At 47.6% G+C, this 17,521-nt stretch carries 12 protein-coding genes; 4 read left to right on the top strand and 8 right to left on the bottom strand.

The features are described 5' to 3' along the window. Nucleotides 1–7: 7 nt before the first annotated feature. The 6 genes from FHS17_RS07070 to FHS17_RS07045 form a co-directional block, all read right to left on the bottom strand. On the bottom strand, nucleotides 8–1,303 hold the full coding sequence (locus FHS17_RS07070) for an ABC transporter substrate-binding protein (protein WP_167277292.1): 1,296 nt from the start codon (nucleotides 1,301–1,303) through the stop codon (nucleotides 8–10). Between the two features lie 97 nt (nucleotides 1,304–1,400). Next, nucleotides 1,401–3,140 (bottom strand): family 43 glycosylhydrolase, encoded by a 1,740-nt coding sequence (locus tag FHS17_RS07065; RefSeq protein WP_167277290.1) that lies wholly within the window; start codon nucleotides 3,138–3,140, stop codon nucleotides 1,401–1,403. Between the two features lie 147 nt (nucleotides 3,141–3,287). Then, a complete protein-coding gene (locus FHS17_RS07060) occupies nucleotides 3,288–4,112 on the bottom strand; it encodes a carbohydrate ABC transporter permease (RefSeq protein WP_167277288.1) in 825 nt (274 codons plus the stop codon). A gap of 5 nt (nucleotides 4,113–4,117) precedes the next feature. After that, nucleotides 4,118–5,011 carry a carbohydrate ABC transporter permease gene (locus FHS17_RS07055; RefSeq protein ID WP_167277286.1) on the bottom strand — a complete coding sequence of 298 codons (894 nt, stop codon included), beginning with the start codon at nucleotides 5,009–5,011 and terminating at the stop codon, nucleotides 4,118–4,120. 105 nt (nucleotides 5,012–5,116) lie between these two features. After that, entirely contained in the window at nucleotides 5,117–6,424 is a 1,308-nt protein-coding gene (locus FHS17_RS07050) for an ABC transporter substrate-binding protein (RefSeq protein ID WP_167277284.1), read from the bottom strand. A gap of 179 nt (nucleotides 6,425–6,603) precedes the next feature. Continuing rightward, a complete protein-coding gene (locus FHS17_RS07045) occupies nucleotides 6,604–8,364 on the bottom strand; it encodes a glycoside hydrolase family 2 protein (protein WP_167277282.1) in 1,761 nt (586 codons plus the stop codon). 161 nt (nucleotides 8,365–8,525) lie between these two features. Between FHS17_RS07045 and FHS17_RS07040 the strand changes: the two genes are divergently transcribed. The 3 genes from FHS17_RS07040 to FHS17_RS07030 all read left to right on the top strand — a co-directional run bounded on the left by FHS17_RS07040 (nucleotide 8,526) and on the right by FHS17_RS07030 (nucleotide 11,635). Then, nucleotides 8,526–9,458, top strand: a complete 933-nt coding sequence (locus FHS17_RS07040) for an ArsR family transcriptional regulator (RefSeq protein WP_167277279.1) — start codon at nucleotides 8,526–8,528, stop codon at nucleotides 9,456–9,458. Between the two features lie 245 nt (nucleotides 9,459–9,703). Then, nucleotides 9,704–10,384 (top strand): HAD family hydrolase, encoded by a 681-nt coding sequence (locus tag FHS17_RS07035; RefSeq protein ID WP_167277276.1) that lies wholly within the window; start codon nucleotides 9,704–9,706, stop codon nucleotides 10,382–10,384. Nucleotides 10,385–10,480: 96 nt separating this feature from the next. Beyond that, on the top strand, nucleotides 10,481–11,635 hold the full coding sequence (locus FHS17_RS07030) for a mannitol-1-phosphate 5-dehydrogenase (RefSeq protein WP_167277273.1): 1,155 nt from the start codon (nucleotides 10,481–10,483) through the stop codon (nucleotides 11,633–11,635). A 76-nt stretch (nucleotides 11,636–11,711) separates the two neighbouring features. On the opposite strand, the gene FHS17_RS07025 is transcribed toward FHS17_RS07030, so the two are convergent. Both FHS17_RS07025 and FHS17_RS07020 read right to left on the bottom strand, forming a co-directional pair. Then, nucleotides 11,712–13,586 (bottom strand): beta-L-arabinofuranosidase domain-containing protein, encoded by a 1,875-nt coding sequence (locus FHS17_RS07025; protein ID WP_167277267.1) that lies wholly within the window; start codon nucleotides 13,584–13,586, stop codon nucleotides 11,712–11,714. A 26-nt stretch (nucleotides 13,587–13,612) separates the two neighbouring features. After that, complete coding sequence (locus tag FHS17_RS07020; RefSeq protein WP_167277260.1) at nucleotides 13,613–14,773, bottom strand: glycoside hydrolase family 172 protein; 1,161 nt, start codon at nucleotides 14,771–14,773, stop codon at nucleotides 13,613–13,615. 246 nt (nucleotides 14,774–15,019) lie between these two features. Here FHS17_RS07020 and FHS17_RS07015 point away from each other — a divergent pair, with 246 nt between their 5' ends. Further along, entirely contained in the window at nucleotides 15,020–17,506 is a 2,487-nt protein-coding gene (locus FHS17_RS07015) for a family 43 glycosylhydrolase (RefSeq protein WP_167277253.1), read from the top strand. Nucleotides 17,507–17,521: the final 15 nt, after the last annotated feature.

The raw sequence follows: 17,521 nt of genomic DNA, 5'->3' as shown, positions 1-17,521 counted from the left end.
ATCACCCTCACTTCGACAACTCGAGATTAATCTGCGCCTCAGTTGCTTGAAGCGCCTGCTCTGGTGTCTGCTGACCATAAATCATTCGCTCGAACTGTCGGATGATAACTTCAATCAAGCTATGCTGTTTCGTATGCTTCGGCCAGAAGGCTACCGCGTTCGCCGCTTCCGCATAATCACTTCTGTAGTCAAGCGCTTTGAAAGCATCTGTGTCCAATATCGCACTTACGCTTGGTACATGGCCTGCCTCTGCCCATTTGGCACCGTGCTCGGCCAGCCATTTCATAAAGGTCATCGCGGCTTCGCGCTTCTCAGGTGTCATCTCGTGCTGAGCAGGAATCGTTAATGTATGCGAATCTGCCCATGCGGCCGGCTTCTCATAGATGGTTGGCAGCGGAACAACGCCGAAGTTCAACTGTTCATTTTTCTCAAGTGCGCCAGTCGCCCATACACCACTAATCAGAACGGCTGCTTTCCCTTCATTAAATAGCTTAAATGCATCAGGAATATTCGGCGGAATGAGCTTGCTTTTATAAAGCCCTTCCACATAGCTTAAAGCTTTCAGCGCTGCCGGATTATTAAACACTGCTTTTGTACTGTCCTCGTTATAAAACTTCCCGCCGCCTTGAATCTGGTTGTACAAACTCCACCACAGCCAGACAGAATCAATCCGTGTGCTTGGCTGGGCGAGTGGTGCGATATCACTTGGCACAGCTTGCTTAATCGTTGTCAGAAACTTCGTAAACCCTGTTTCTCCGCCTTCAATCGCCGGTTTACCCTGATCATCCAGCACGCCAGCCTGCTCTAGAAAGGTTTTATTGTAATACATGACAAGCACATGGGTATCCAGCGGCACTGCATAAGGTTTACCCTGGAATAAAGCGGCTTTCATAACCGATTTGTTATATACATTCCAATCTAGACCCACCTCTTCGGCAGGCTCAGATAAATCTTCAACGTAATCGTTTTGCACAAATTGGGGCAATGAGCTCGCATGGATAATAGCAACATCTGGGGCATTGCCCGATAAAATGGCTGTTCTCAGCCGTGAATAATAATCGTCCAGACGTGAATTCATCTGGACGACCTGAATATCATCATGCTCTTGATTAAACTGATCTACCATTTCGGTCATAAATAAATTATCGCCCCCGCTGAAGGGGGTCCAATAATTGAGTTGAATAGCCTGCGCCTTAGCTTCAGCGGATACCGTCTCTTTATTATCGTTTTGGCTGCAGCCAGTCAAGGCAAGGCTTGCCCCAATTGCAGTTAGAATGATTGTTCGAAAGGACAAGCCTCTCATGACCAGCGCCTCCTAAAAAGAATGGTGAAGCAATTCCTGCTTCGAAAGCATAAGCTCAGAAGAATTGCTAACAATTCTTACTTCGTAAGCTAAGCTATTAGTTAGAAACTCTCTTGATGTCCATATAATCGACGTGTACTTCTTCTGTCGCATTCTCAAGTATAAGGGCGTTCTTGCCAGCCTTCAATTGTATTGTGACAGATTGTGTCTGGTAATTGTTGCGCTTACCGGATGGGAAAATAACCCTTTCGTCTTTTCCTTTGCCATCCTCCACTCGGATATGCAGCTCTGCATCATTACCAGATGAATTCGCGGCGGCTATGCGAATCTCATATTTGCCGCTAACAGGAACCAGAATGTTCTCGAAACGTACCGCTTCACCTTCGCCAGGGGCAATAACAACTTTGCCTGTACCCGAGGCAAACAGATTCTCTTCGGCCGTTCCTTGCGGACCTGTCGAGGCGAATTCCGCTTCATATCTTGGAAGCTCAATCGCTTCAATTGTTCCTTGCCCGCCATCAATTGCAATACTGATTTCGTTCATGCCTGCCGCAAGAGGGATATCGGTATAGGCATAACCCACTCCGCTGCTCTTCGGAAGTGTAACCTCTGATGCTTGCTCACCGTTCACGCTTACTTTAGCTTTAAGCATCTCACCTGTTTCATTCTTATAATGAATCATTAATGGACCCGTTGTATGAACGTTGGACAGAATCAGATTAAATGTTACATCTGCTGCTGCCGGTTCCGCCTTAAATACTCCCATCCCCGAAGGAACTTCAATGGCGGTATCCAGTGAGAGCGGCTTACCAATTTGCAGATTGCCTTCCGCATCCCAAGTCAGCTTCTGGGCACGTGCTTTGCGGTTACCCCAGCCATCCGTCGGCGCTGTTGTCGCATGATAGACGATCCATTGCTCTGTGCCGTCAGGCGACGAAACAAAGGAATTATGTCCTGGACCGTATACGCCTGCTTCTTCGTCCATTTTGAGAATCGGCTGCTCCGCTTTGGTCCAGTTCGAGGCAACAAGCGGGTCGGTTCCTTCTTTCAGCGTTAGCATGCCAAGTGAATAGAACGGCGTCCAACTGCCTGCGCCTGAATAGACGATATGAACCTGGCCGTTATGATGGAGAATGGAATGCCCTTCATTAATATAAGGAGGACCGCCGGCTTTCTCCCATTCCAGATCAGGCTCGGACAATAAGACACGTGGTCCGCTAATGGTGACCGGATCGCTCATCGGCGCGATGTACGTATTTTGCTGTAAATTGATGTCGCCTTCCCAGCCGGACCAGACGAAATAAAGCTTATTGTCGAGCTCCATTGCAAGACCATCAATAGCCCATTTGTTGGAGTCGTCCTTTACCTGGCCTTTGAAGGTATAACTTCCCATCGGATCATCCGTATCAGCTTCTAAGACAAACATCCGGTGATTCTCATTAAGCCCGTCATCAGCAGCGAAGTAGATATACCATTTTCCCTGAATAAATTGAATCTCGGGAGCCCACAGCTCAGCTGAATAATTCGTCCCCATATCCGGGTACCAGACTGTCTTCCGCTCTGCCTGCTTGAAGTCGATTGTACGAGATTTCATAACCATCACATCGGCACCATTGTGCGTAAAGGTCATGTAATAGTAGCCATCCTTATAAACAACGGCTGGGTCAGGCGTATCGATCTCTGCAAGCGTGTTCTTGAACGTACCTCCATGTCCGTTGTAAACGGCTGTGTTTTCCTGTGCTTCCTGCCCTTGATCTTTCATTGTCCACACCCCTATTCCAGCTGCTATAACAATCAGCACAGCTGCTGTTATAGCAGACCATCGTTTTGAGTTCAACTTTCGATTACCTCCTGAAAAGAATGGACACTCTTTTGGCTAGTAACTAGCCATATGTGGTCATTCTTACTTCGTAAGCATTGTCTTAAAGAATGGCCATTTATAAGTCTGGGTACCAGATTTATAGGCGATTCTTACTTCGTAAGCCTATTTGACTCCTGCTTGTGTAATCGCTTTAACGAATGAACGTTGGCCAACGATGAAAATAATGAACACCGGAAGCGTTGCAATAACTGTCATCGACATCAGCTTGCCGTACGCTTGGGTATAGCTGCCTTGTGCCATCATCGCAATGCCGGCTGTAATGGTGCGCATCTCCGGCGAAGTCGTCGAATAAAGCGGCCAAACGAAATCATTGTAAATACCCATAAAGGTAAAGATCGCAAGCGTCACCATAATGGATACCGAAGCTGGCAGCAGAATACGCGAGTAGATCTGCCATTTGTTTGCACCATCAATCCGGGCTGCCTCTTCGATTTCCTTCGGAAACGCTGTGAAAAATTGAAAGAGTAGAAATACACCAAATGCACCACTCGAGTAAGGGAAAATGAGGGCTGCATACGTATTAATCCAACCAAGTGCGTTAAACTCCATGTACATCGGCAGGAAGGTCAATACGCCTGGAATCATCATCGAGCCAATGAACATCGGGAACATCAGCTTGCGAAGCGGCAAATCCTGCAGACGAGCTAGCGCATACGCAGCCATCGACGAGAATAGAAGCACAATAGCTGTACCCGCAGCGCCTACGAATAAGGAGTTCGTAATCCAGCGAGTAATTGGAACATTCATCAGGTTTCCTTTTAAACCGTCAACATAGTTCTCGAATGTTGGCTTCTTCGGAATAAGACTCAACTGTCCTGCCAGAGCTTCAAAATCATTCTTGAAGGAAGTGGACAACATCCAAATAAGTGGAAGCAGGAAAATAACTGCGATTATGACTGCAACAAGAACAAGTAATGTTTTTTTCATGCCGCCTACTCCTTCCTTCCGTAAGCAATCCGGTATTGGACAGCCGAGACAATAATGATAATGATCGCCATCATAATTGCCATTGCGGAAGCTGAACCAACCTGCTTGCCTTTGAATGCTTCATCCAGCACGTTCATGAGCAGAACCTTTGTACTGTCGCCAGGTCCTCCACGTGTAAGCAGGAACGGCTGCGCATAAACGTTAAACGAAGCAATGGTAGAAGTAATGATGATAAACAACATAACTGGACGAATCGATGGTAGTGTAATGCTGACGAACTTCCTCCATGCATTCGCACCGTCAATCGAAGCCGCCTCATAATAATCTTCCGGCACTTCATTCAGAGCGTTGGTGAAAATAATCATATTAAAGCCAATCGTCCACCAAAGCGTAGTCATGACCAGAGATACCCATACCCACGGCATATCCGTCAGCCAAGCCACCGGATCAATATGAAGCTTAGCCAAGAGTCCGTTCAGGAAGCCCGCATTCGTATCAAACATCATCAGCCAAATAACGGCCATTACAGAACCGGAGATCGCATAAGGCATGAAATAAAAAGTACGGAACATCCCTCGAATTCGCTTCGGCAGCTGATTCAGCAGCAAGGCGAGAGCAAGACCGAGAACAACAAGCAGCGGGACGGAATACAGTACGAACTGGACCGTATTCCATAAACCTGTCGTAAATTGCTCGAATAAATAGGAACCAGGTGTAAATATTTTGATGTAATTATCGAGGCCAACAAGCTTATGATCATCCGACAGAAGCTCGAAATCATGGAATGAAATATACAGCCCGTACAAAATCGGGATCAGCAGAAAAGCGCAGAAGCTGAGCAAATAAGGCAGTACAAACAAAGTTGACGTTAAGCGTGATTGCAAAGTGCTCTTAACCAAGTGCAGCTCCTCCATTTCCGGTTAAGGATAAAAGTAGAGAACGAAGAAGCGATTTTATTCGCCTCCTCGTCCTCCCATAATGATCATATTGTATAAAGGTGACGGTTATTTTTTCATCGCTTGTCTGGACTTCGCTACTGCATCATCCATCGCTTTTTGAGCGTCCTTCTTGCCAAGCAGCGCATTGCTCAGTTCGCCCCAGATTGGATCTGAGATCGTTGCCCAGTTCAGTACGTTAGGCGCGAATTGAACATATTCAAATGCTTTCGCTACGTTGCTTTGCATATCAAGAGCTTTGAACTCTTCGGATTCAAGCATTGGCTTGGATGCCAGCGCTTGGCCGGAAGCCGCCCAGTCCATCGAGTTGGTCGATACATATTTCACGAAATCGCCGATGCCTTTTACAACATTTGCGTCTGTTACACCTTTAGGCAATACGAAGTTATGGGAGCCTGCATATACTGCTTGCTTGGCTTTACCGATTTGTGGAACAGGCGCTACGCCGTAATTGATACCCGCTTCGTCGAACTGTCCTTTCATCCAAGGACCGTTAAATTGGATCGCGTTTTTACCTTGCAGGAACAACGTGTTCTCACCGTCTTGCTGTACGTTGCCCGGGGATACACCTTTGTCTACGAGGCTGCGCATCCACTGCACCATCTCTACTGCTTCCGGTGAGTTGTAAGCAACGTCTGTTCCGTTCCAGAGATCGCCGCCATTTTGCCATACAAGTGTTGGGAAAATGAACTGCTGCGGCCAAAGTGTTGGAACAACATAGCCGTATGTGCCTTTATCTTTGTTCGTCAGCTTCTCGACATCTGCTTCGAATTCCGCGCGGTTTGTTGGTGGAGCTGTAATTCCAGCTTGCTCGAACAAGTCTTTGTTGTAGTACATAACGAGCGGATGAATATCGAGCGGAATACCATACCATTTGTTGTCAATTGTCTCGTAATTTACTGGTGCTTCTACATAATCTGTTTTGTTAATGGCGGAAGCTGCTGCCAGATCGTCCATCGGCTGAAGCTGACCTTTGTTTACATAGGTAGGAATTTGGTCTACGTGCATGATCGCCAGGTCAGGGCGGTCTTTGCCTGCGCTCATCGCCACGTCAAGCAGCTTATAATATTCACCATTTGGCTGAATAACGAGTTTCACTTTGTAGGTGTCTTGGGAAGAGTTATACTTCTCAACGATCTTCTTCATGAACTCGCCATCAGCGCCGGAGAATGGCGTCCAGAACAGGATATCTGCTTTTTCAGCTTTAGCGTTTGTGCTATTGCCTGCTGCTGCATTCGTGCTGCCTTGATTATTGCTTTCAGCATTATTCCCGCCATTATTGCTGCCGCAGCCCGCTGCTGCAACCAGGCTAAGTGCGATTAACGAAGTACCTAAGAGCTTAGTCGTTTTTTTCATTTTGCTTCCCCCTAGAATGTGTTTGCTGCTCTTTCTGTTTCTCATTCTAGCTTTCGGGGGATAGCACTCCCATGTCGCTTTTTTAGAAGGAATGGACATATTTATAGATGCTCGTATTAGAGCGGACAAAAAAACCGGACAGCCTTAAGGTCGTTCTCTGGCTGTCCGGGCTTCTGCTGTTACTTGCCTTCGTTGATTGCTTTGATCAGCTCGAGCGGTATTTTCGGCTTGCGGTCGTAAGTGAGGAGCCCGTTGATCTCCTGCTCAACGTCAGTCAGCTGCGTATAGCAGTAGCCTTGAACAACGCCGGAGAAGATAAGCGGCTGAATCACATTACGAAGACGTTCAACGAAGTCTTCATCGTTCGAAGCACCGGAGTAACCCCAGCCTTCCCAGTCGCTTTTCTTGTAGGCGATTCCGCCGAATTCAGTAATCAGAATCGGTTGTCCATCATATTCGTGACCACCTACGCTAAGACGGCGGTTGGCTGGCATAGCCGACACTGCTTTGTCCACACTGCCATAACGATCCTCGAGCACCTCACGTCTCCACTCGTAGTCATGGATGTTGTACAGATCAGTAGCAACCATTTCCCAGCCGTCATTCGAGATGACAGGACGAGTCGGGTCAAGCGATTTGGTCAGGTGGTACATAGCCATCGCATGCTGCTGCTGACGCTCGTCGATCTGGATATTTGGTACTCCCCAGCTTTCATTTAGCGGAACCCATACGGCAATACAAGGATGGTTGAAATCACGGTCCATCGCTTCCTGCCACTCCTTCGTAATCCGGCGGACATACTCCTCAGAGTAGTCATAGGCATTCGCCATCTCGCCCCATACGATAAGGCCCAGCTTGTCGCACCAATACAGGAAGCGAGGATCTTCGACCTTCTGATGCTTACGCGCACCGTTGAAGCCCATTTCCTTCATCAGCTCTACGTCCAGCTTAATCGCTTCATCGGTTGGTGGAGTCAGGTTGCCGTCAGGGAAGTAGCCTTGATCAAGTACAAGCTTCATGAAGTAAGGACGGTTATTCAAGTTGAATTTGCCGTTTTCGATCGAGATTTTCCGCATACCGAAGTAACTTGTCACCCGGTCAACCTCTGCACCGTCAACCGACACCACGTATTCCACGTCATACAGATTTGGACGCTCCGGCCACCAGTACCGGTCCATTCCATGATCGTTTAAGCCGCTGAGCTTAATTTTCCGACTCTCTTCGCCTGCCCGCACTTGATACGTGTCTTCCGATACAATCTCTCCTGCGAAAGAAATCTTGACAGAAAGGCTTACGTTCTTCGTCCCTTGTACAAAACCGCCTACAAACGAGCGGATTTGAATTTCATTCATATCGATATCCGCTACATATTTCACCTTCTGAAGGTGAACCGGTGCTACCGCTTCCATCCATACGGACTGCCAGATCCCCGTTGTACGTGTGTACCAGATCGCACGGGATTTCTCTTCCCAGAACTGTTTACCGCGAGGCAGGAATACATCCGTACCATGATCAACTGCTTTGACAACCAGTGTGTTGTCGCCATTTGCCTGCAATGCGTCTGTTATGTCGGCATGGAATGGTGTATGTCCACCTTCATGCGTTGCAACGAGCTGGCCGTTTAACCAAACCGAAGCCTCATAGTCTACTGCACCAAAATGCAGCACAACTCTTTTGCCTTGGAACGATTTTGGAATCTCAAGCTGTCTGCGGTACCATACCACATCGTGGAATGTTGGATCGCCGATGCCGCTTAATTTACTTTCGAAGCTGAATGGAACCTCAATCCGCTTGGAAAAGTCTTTATTCCCGTTATGCCATCCTTCTTCATTACCAACACGTGCATCATCAAAATCAAATTTCCATTCTCCGTTCAAACATACCCATGCATCACGATTGAACTGGGGTCTAGGATATTCTGCTCTTGGCAAGTTTGTCATCTTGTACGCCTCCGTTAGTTAACCAATAAGTTGTTATATTAACAAATAAATATGATTCTGGAGCTTATTTTATCTCCTGACCGAATTAACGTCAACTAAAAGTTGTTTTATTAACTTAATGGTTATATAATAGCCGAGTAGAAAGAAAGCGAGGAAATAACGTGCATATTCAAATCAGTACCAAATATATGGAAATGCTCGAATGCTTTTCATCTGAAACGCGTGTGAAAATGATCGAGCTCCTTAGTGACCGGTCGATGAGTATTAAAGAGTTAGCAGAGACACTTGGCTTGTCATCCGCTATCGTGACCAAACATATTCAGAAGATGGAGGACGGCGGTCTGATTAAGACAGAAAGCTTGTCCGGTACTCGAGGAAGCCCAAAGATGTGCTCCCTTGCTATTGATTCGCTTACTCTGCAGCTTCGATCTTCTTCTATGGATAATGAAATAGAGAAAGAGTCGAAATACACCATAGAAATTCCAATCGGGCAATACTCGAATTATGCCGTAAAACCAACCTGCGGACTCGCTTCCGACACGAAGATATTAGGTCTAGTTGATGATCCGAGATACTTCTCCGATCCGGAGCGGATGAATGCGGCGCATATTTGGTTCGGCAGCGGTTATGTTGAATACCGAATCCCCAATTATCTACATGCTGCTCAAACGGCTCAGCAAGTTGAGATTTCCTTGGAGCTTTGCTCGGAGGCCCCTTCTTATGACGAGAATTGGCCGTCAGATATCAGCTTCTTTATTAACGATATTGAAGTTGGGGTTTGGACATGTCCAGGCGACTTCGGCAGCAAACGCGGCGCCTTAACACCTGCATGGTGGCAGCTTGGTACGCAGAACGGTCTACTCAAAACCTTAACGATTCAGGAAACAGGTACTTACCTGGATGGTGTCAAGCTATCTGAGGTTACGGTGAATGATGTGGGCATCAAACTAGGGGAAGACTTCCGCTTTAGGCTCGCCTCACTGGAGACAGCCCGCCACTGCGGCGGTATCAGCTTGTTTGGCAAGCAATTTGGCAACTATAAGCAGGATATTGTCGTGCATGTGTTTTATAAAGACCGCAGCAGAGCTAATTAGCCCGAAAAATGTGCATTAAAAAATTATCATAAATCAATTTCATGAGTAAGCGATTGCATTCATTGACACTACCACCCCCTTCCTGTAGGATTGAATTACGCTTATTCGCTGGTAATTCTTTACCAGGGAGGGTCTTGCAATCATTTATTGCTTACTCAAGCAAGGCCCTGTGTACACAGGGTCTTTTTGCTTTTTACTGCCCAAAAGCGACTACGAAGCGCTGAAAGCGCAAGGAGGAGATGCAAATGGCAAAAGCGTTGATTTTCGATTTCGACGGAACGATTCTAGACACGGAGACACCCTGGTACGAGGCATTCCGAGCACTCTATGCGGAGCATAAAGTCGAGCTTACCTTGGAGCAATACTCGCAATGTATAGGAACTAGTCTTCATTTGTTTAATCCATATGAATATTTGATCACGGATTGCGGAATTGCCATCGACCGGGATGTATTCCGTTCGAGAGTACACGAGAAGCATGCTGAGCTGATGAAGCAAGAGACGGTGAGACCTGGAGTGATCAGCTTCCTAGAATCCGCAAAAGCTGCTGGCCTTCGTATCGGTCTTGCTTCTAGTTCCAGGCTGGAGTGGATTACACCTTATCTCGACAAGCTGGAGCTAACCTCGTATTTCGAATGTATTCAAACCGCTGATCATGTCAAGCTGGTAAAGCCTGATCCCTCCCTCTATCTTCAAACCATTTCGATACTTGGCATTCCAGCTGGAGATGCCATTGCGATCGAAGATTCTCCTAATGGCGCCAAATCGGCCATTGCAGCAGGACTCCATTGTGTCGTTCTCCCTAATAAAATCACGCAGTATCTGGATTTCGGCAATATTACGCAGCATGGCCAATCACTCGCCGACATTAGCTTCGAGCATTTAATTAATGATCCATCCGGCTTTTTAGCAAAGCCAGCGGTTTAATAAATTCCCCAAGTCTTTGCCTTATCATTGAGACGAGGCACAGGCTTTCGCTCATCTTAATTATCTGAATATTCAAATAATAATGAGGTGATAAACATGAAAGCCGTACACTTTGGAGCAGGTAACATCGGACGGGGTTTTATCGGGTTGATGCTTGCAAAATCCGGCTACGAGATATGTTTTGTAACGAGAAACTATAAACAGGTCACCGCATTACGCCAGCAGCAGTCGTATGTTGTCACGATGGCGGGCGAAACAAAGGAACAGTGGCGGGTAAACCATGTAACGGCTCTTCATGTAAACGAACTTCGAGAAGTAAAAGCTCGAGTCGCGGATGCTGACCTAATAACAACGGCTGTTGGTGCATCCTCCTTAAGAAATGTGGCGGCGCAAATTGCACCCGGAATCGAGCTTCGGCTTCTTAACGAAAGCAAGCCGCTGCACATCATGGCTTGTGAAAACGCCTTAAAAGCCAGCACGCAATTAAAAAAATGGGTATATGCGCTGCTACCAGCCGAGCTTCATGAAGCAGCGAACCGTCTCCTTTCTTTTCCCAATACAGCCGTGGACCGTATCGTTCCCCATCAGAAAAATAAAGATCCGCTTAGCGTTGTGGTAGAACCCTTCAGTGAATGGGTTATACATCAAGAGGCGCTGCTAGATAGTTTCCCAGGCATCCATGGCGTCAAATATGCCAATTCCCTTGAGCCCTACATTGAACGCAAGCTCTTCACCGTTAATACAGGCCATAGCAGCGCCGCTTATCATGGTTATTTGAAGGGAATCTCAACGATACAGGAAGCAATGCAGGATGATCGAATCCGCGACCGAATAGAGCAGACTTTGGATGAAACCTCTAAATTGCTCGTTGATAAGCACGGCTTCGACGAACAAGAGCAGCAACAGTACGTAAACCAAACGCTGCGTCGATTTTCCAATTCTGCGCTTACCGATTCGATCACCCGTGTTGGCCGTTCTCCCCTGCGTAAGTTGTCTGCAGCAGAGAGATTTGTGAGACCAGCCATTCAGGCTTACAATCTGGGTCATGGCGTAACTAATCTGGCATCTTCCATTGCTTCAGCGCTGCATTTTGATTACCATGCCGATCCGGAAGCTGAAATTCTGCAGCTGGCAATCGGGCAAAAAGGGGCAGATCATGTCATTCGAAGACATATGGGCATACCAGAGGAGCATGCACTGCATGACGAGATCATGAAGGAATATAAACGGATTCAAATCTTTAAAGTATAATCTCTAACTTGCTGCACAAAAAATGGCCTAATGCCCCCGCTAGGAAGGGCATTAGGCCGACTTTAAGAAAGAACTATTATGGAAGCTCGCAAAGAACCGGAAACTCCGCAACTCTCAGCCTCGCACAGCCATACGGAACAAGATCGATTTCTTCTAGCGGCTCCTTACTAATAACTGGACTGACCGGTGGTGTGCCTGCGGAATTCATCTCCATTGTCCACTGAGGAAGTCTGCGTGCCTGAACACTCATACGGATCGGACAATTTTCTGCAGCAAATGGCTGCTTCTGGACTTCATCCTCTATTATTCTGGCTTTATCCGAAACAGACTGCTCACTAAGCTCTACACCATAATTCCATGGAGATCTCGGATAGAGCTCCCAATCATGAAAGGGAGGATAGGTCCGATGCTTCTGCCATTGCTCCTTGACTGGAATAGCCAGCATAATTGGACCATATTGAACACCAACTGCACCGTTTGCACGTGGAACCAGCCTCGCCTGCTTGGGCAGCGTAAGCAAGAACTCATCCTGCTCCCTCCATAATCGGTGAATCGAGGCGAACCCCTGAACAGCTTGCAAAGGATAAGGCTCGCCATTAATCAGCAGTACCGGCGCCTTGCACCATTCCGGAATTCTGAACTTCATGGTGAATGTCTCCGGCGAGCTTAGCTCAACCTTTATGTTGACCGTATCCCGGAACGGATACGAGGTCTCAACTTGTACAACAGCCGAAGTCCGCTTCTCCGCACCAACTTGCGCGGTTACCCGGCAAGGTGCATAGGAGATGGCAGCAAGTCCACCTTCCTCAGCTGCCATCCAAAGCCTAGCCGCGTATTTCGGCCAGCCTTGATGCATATTGGCAGTGCAGCATCCAAAATGCGGTTCGATGCCAAACAGATTGGCCTCATTATTATTTTCCGTCCAATTCCGCTTGGCATGTGTACACATGATCTGATTCGCCTGCTGATCATACTGGTGAACCTTCCAGTCCGAGCTGATCGCAGCAGGCAGCGCGTTATACGCGACCTTCTCCAGAATATCCCCAAAATAACCGTCCCCGGTTATCCGTATGAGATGTTCCAGCGAATACATATATTCAACAACAGCACATAACTCCGTCCCTTGACTTGGATGCGTTCCGGCCAGCCACTCATCACCAGAGAACATGCCATTTACTTGGCCATGGTAGGTCATGACGCTTCGAATGCCTTTATATACAGCCGCTTTATCCAGTTCATTCCCCGTCTGCAAATAATGGAGCGCTGGCTGCTTGAATGACATTGCTACATTAACGACATGAACACGGTGATCGAAGGAGGTTTGACGGTTCCAATACGGGAACTGCTCGTATAACCCCCTCCAATTCTCGGTTTGTTCACTGATTATTTGTGTCAGCTCCAGCAGAAACGGCTCACTAGTACGGTTGTACAGCCAATACACGCTGATTAAGTTCTCTCCACCCCTCGCCTTTGCCCATTCTGCAAGCGGACGATTCGGAAGATGCTTCAGCTGGTATTTGAAGTAGTTGGTCATAAAAGGAATGACTCGTTCATCGCCGGTATATTCAGCATGCTGAATGAGCACCTTCAGCATAACCATCCGGCTCCACCAATCATCATTCGAGGATGGGCCGAACTGTCCGTCTTCCCGAGCGCTTGCAAGCGTCCATTCGATCCAGGGCTTTACCTTCGCTATTAATCTCTCATCTTCCAGAAGATAGGCCAGTGGAACAAGTCCATCTAAATAGTAAGGTCCTCTTTCCCAGCTTTCTCCCGTGCCGCCAAGCCATCCACTGTTTGGACCGACATGGCTCCAGAACTCATCCAGATGCCCTGTCATCCCTTCCGCCTGAATCTGCAGTTGATCTTTGAGCCAGCCAATCGGCCGGATGGATCCTAGTGGCAATTCCTCAAAGGCAGTTTGCTTTAGAGGATGAAGTACCGTATTCATGAAATTCCTCCCTATGCTGTTGATGACTAGAAGCTCTTCAGAAAATGGCTCATACTTGCCCGCTCCGACAGAGGAAGCCGCTGCTCTACTGGCAGAATTTGAGGAAATGCCTTATGAGGCTCCCTTTGGTACCAGTATGCAACCGAGCTGTAATCATTGGATTGGCAATTGCCATGGCCGTGCTCAATGCCAAAGCGTATCGACTTCCGGAAAATAATCGGATCTACGATATGGAATCGATACGTTGTCCATTTGCCGGAGTAATCCATCTCCGTAGGAATGAGTGTTTTCTCCGTCCAGGCATGACCATTCGCACGTATTGGCGCAGCCAGCGAGATGCCGTGATAAGGACCGTCATATTTTCCCGAAGGATAACACCAGGCCGCGCAAAAATAATCCTCTGTCCCCGTCCCATGAAGCCGCGGAGGCCACGGCTCGCCATCGATGAAGAACATATCATCGCCTTCACCAAACCAGCTGTTTCCGGGGATCGGATCAAGATGGTCAATACTCAAATTACAGCCTACATAATGTCCTTCGCCTTCAGCCTCAAGCAATATATAATTTTCAGCCCCATCTAGATTTTTAACCGCATTGACGATGTCATTCGCATAAAAAGGATGATCATACTTGTCATGCTCCGCTTTCAATCCCTCTAGCTGAATAAGACCCTTCGTTGGCATTTCCCGACGGAACTGGGCATGGAATCGGAACGCGTCCTCCGGCACCGGCTTCTCTACATAGTCTACATAATAATAAAAGACGATTTCCTTCTCGCATTCATTCTCGATTTCAATTCTTGCGCCATTGCCAAAAGGCATCTCGAAAAAGCAGTTCATCGCCGCTTTATCCTCGACCATCCCTTGAGTTGTAATCATATTAAGCGGCAGAGAGACGTAATGGCTTGCCACACCGTGACCAACGCCAAAGAAATCGCCAATAGGTGCCTCCACGCTTGGCTCTTGCTCGCCATCCCAATACATACGCATGACGATTTTGCGGAAATAATGACGGTCAGAGGAAGCGATCGTAATCCAAATATGCTGGATGACACCTGAACCGGCTAGATCTGCAATCATGCTGGTATCTCCCGGGCCTATTATAATGTGGTCCGTATTTCCTCCGGTTTGGTCCCAGCTTGAGCTTCTTCTCGAGATACCCTCTTTGCGCATATAAAGATTGTTCATCGTCGTTCCTCCCTAATAAAGTTAATAAAGTAAGCGCTTTCTACAAATATATCATTTATTACAAATATAATAAATAAGGCTTTTCAAGCCTGACTATTTCGTCGCCCGGATATTTCTTCAAAATCACGCCAAGTAGCTGTTTTTATATCTAATTAGATATAAGCCCTCAAGACGGTCGCCTGTTATACTACGTTTTGAAAACGCTTACTAAAGCGTCTATTCCACTATTTGAGGAGATGATCATTGATGAAGAAATGGAAAACCCTGCTCCTTGGCGCTGCAGCTTCTGTTATGCTGATGCCGCTCCAGGTGAGCGCGTACAGCAATCCGATTACTATTTCAGATTCCTGGCATTGGGCAAACAATGATTTCTATGGTGAAGGCGATCCGTATATTCTAAAATTTAACGGCACCTATTACCTTTACGTCAGTACCGTTGATGATCAGAGCGGCGTCAAGGTATGGTCCACTACTAATCTCGTAGATTGGTCCTACCGCGGATTGTGCACGACAGAAGCGGTCACGAAGGCTGCTTATGCACCTGAAGTCGTCTATTGGAACGGCATGTTCTACATGTACACTTCCCCGGGCGGCGGCGGACATTATGTACTCCAAAGCACCAGTCCAACCGGGCCTTTCACCGTAGCAACAGGCAACCTTGGCATGGGCATTGACGGTAATGTCTTTATCGATGATGACGGCAAATGGTACTTCTACTCGACCGGCTCTAACACGATTAACGCACGTCCAATGACGAGCCCTACAGCCTTTGGTACAGCTGTGGGCACAGGATTATCGATGGCTGGCTGGACAGAAGGGTCTACTACTTTCAAGCGTAACGGCAAATATTATATGACCTACACGGGTAATCATGTTTGGAGCACAGCATATCGAGTTAACTATGCAACAAGTACAAGCCCTACCACCAGCTTCGCACCGGCAGACAGCCAGAATCCCGTTCTGATTGATACGGAAGGTTCGAATGTTGGCCTTGGACATAACAGCATGATCAAAGGACCTGACCTTGATTCTGACTTCATGGTGTATCACAGTCACGCTTCAGGCGGCAATCTGGTCTATCCTGGCCGTAAAATGAATTTGGACCGCGTTGTCTGGAACGGCGACAAGATGCTGCTGCTTGGTCCAACTACGGCTTCCCAGCAAAATCCCGAGCTGGCCGATTTTGAAGACCGCTTCAACCGGACATCGATTGGGACCGGCTGGACGAATATCGGCGGCGGTACATGGGGGATCTATAATCAGGAGCTGATGTGGCAGGACACGATTGGCAGCGCAACTACTTACCGCCAAGTGACCAGTACAAGCACCGCAAGCGATTATACAGCGGAGTTCAACACGAAGCAGATCAAGCAAGGTACAACCAGCAACCCGGTGTATGGCGCTGTATTTTCCTACACGGATGAGAACAACTACGGTACAGCGGTATTGAACCGAAGCTTGAACCGACTGGAGACGAATTATGTTGTTGGCGGCGTCAGCCAAGGGTGGCAATATGCAGCTCTTCCATCAGGATACGACTATACCAAATGGCATCAGATCCGCGTGGAGAAAGAAGGTACCAGCTTCAACGTTTATGTGGATGGAATGAAGAAACAGACTCGTACTGTAAGCGGAATCGCAGGCGGCAAGATCGGGTACACCACAACGGATGCTCATGCCGACTTTGGCTACACCGCTTTTAGCAACAAAGTGAACGGAAGCAGCGCATGGAATGCGTACAAACCTCTTCCAGGCAAAATTGAAGCTGTTCATTATATGAATGGGGCTGAGGGAACAGCCTATCATGATTTGACCGCAGGCAACACTGGCGGCGCCTACCGCATGGGTTTGGTAGATATCCGCAGCTCAGCAGCGGAGGGTAAAAATGTCGTAGGCTGGAATCAAACCGGTGAATGGTTGAAATACCGCGTGAATGTTGCTGAGACTGGCTACTACGATCTGGATGCGCGCCTTGCTACTACCTACACGGATGCAAGCTTCCGCGTATGGGACGCGTCAACCGATCTGACCGGCATTGTAAATGTACCAAGCTCTGGCGATTGGGAAAGCTGGACAACGGCGAGTAAAAAAGGACTTTATCTAACAGCCGGTTATCACGAGCTCCGGTTCGAGTTTGTTAAAGGGGAATTTGATTTCTCTGGGATGACCTTCTCCCGCGGCGATGCAGTCACCAGCCTGACTGACGACTTTAATGACGGCAATGACAACGGATGGACAAGGTTTGAAGGCAACTGGTCTGTTAACTCGGGTGAGCTGGATTCTGCAGGAGCAGGCGTATTTGGCAAAACGACGATTGGTAATGAGCGCTGGGCGGACTATACCGTTGAGTCAGATATTAAGCTTGTGGACACTACCGGCGATGCCGGCATGCTGGTCCGAGTGAATAATCCGTCAAATGGTACTGTACTGGTCAATAATCCAGATTATCTCCAAGGTTATTATGCCTTTATCAAGTCCAGCGGGGTTTACTTAGGCAAGATGAATTATAATTACACGGCTGTTGGCTCTTCGCCGATCTCACTGGCAGCGGGGACCTGGCATCATATGAAGGTTACAACCTCCGGCACAACGATCAAAGTATATGTGAACGATATGACCACACCAAAGATCACCTATACGGACAACAGCAGCAACCCATTTACTCACGGTAAGGCAGGATTGCGTACAATGAACAACCATACACGATTCGATAACTTCAAGGTCAATCCATAAGTGCGAAAAAGGCAG

The sequence above is a fragment of the Paenibacillus lupini genome (assembly GCF_011761355.1).
GTDB classification, from domain to species: Bacteria; Bacillota; Bacilli; order Paenibacillales; family Paenibacillaceae; genus Pristimantibacillus; species Pristimantibacillus lupini.
The sequence above is the reverse complement of the archived record's forward strand: the minus strand, read 5'-3'. Positions and strand labels throughout refer to the sequence as shown.

What these genes read in the sequence shown, in the direction of transcription:
- FHS17_RS07070 (WP_167277292.1), bottom strand. Translation starts at nt 1,303, where the DNA reads ATGAGAGGCTTGTCCTTTCGAACAATCATTCTAACTGCAATTGGGGCA.
- FHS17_RS07060 (WP_167277288.1), bottom strand. Translation starts at nt 4,112, where the DNA reads ATGAAAAAAACATTACTTGTTCTTGTTGCAGTCATAATCGCAGTTATT.
- FHS17_RS07050 (WP_167277284.1), bottom strand. Translation starts at nt 6,424, where the DNA reads ATGAAAAAAACGACTAAGCTCTTAGGTACTTCGTTAATCGCACTTAGC.
- FHS17_RS07045 (WP_167277282.1), bottom strand. Translation starts at nt 8,364, where the DNA reads ATGACAAACTTGCCAAGAGCAGAATATCCTAGACCCCAGTTCAATCGT.
- FHS17_RS07035 (WP_167277276.1), top strand. Translation starts at nt 9,704, where the DNA reads ATGGCAAAAGCGTTGATTTTCGATTTCGACGGAACGATTCTAGACACG.
- FHS17_RS07030 (WP_167277273.1), top strand. Translation starts at nt 10,481, where the DNA reads ATGAAAGCCGTACACTTTGGAGCAGGTAACATCGGACGGGGTTTTATC.
- FHS17_RS07025 (WP_167277267.1), bottom strand. Translation starts at nt 13,586, where the DNA reads ATGAATACGGTACTTCATCCTCTAAAGCAAACTGCCTTTGAGGAATTG.
- FHS17_RS07020 (WP_167277260.1), bottom strand. Translation starts at nt 14,773, where the DNA reads ATGAACAATCTTTATATGCGCAAAGAGGGTATCTCGAGAAGAAGCTCA.
- FHS17_RS07015 (WP_167277253.1), top strand. Translation starts at nt 15,020, where the DNA reads ATGAAGAAATGGAAAACCCTGCTCCTTGGCGCTGCAGCTTCTGTTATG.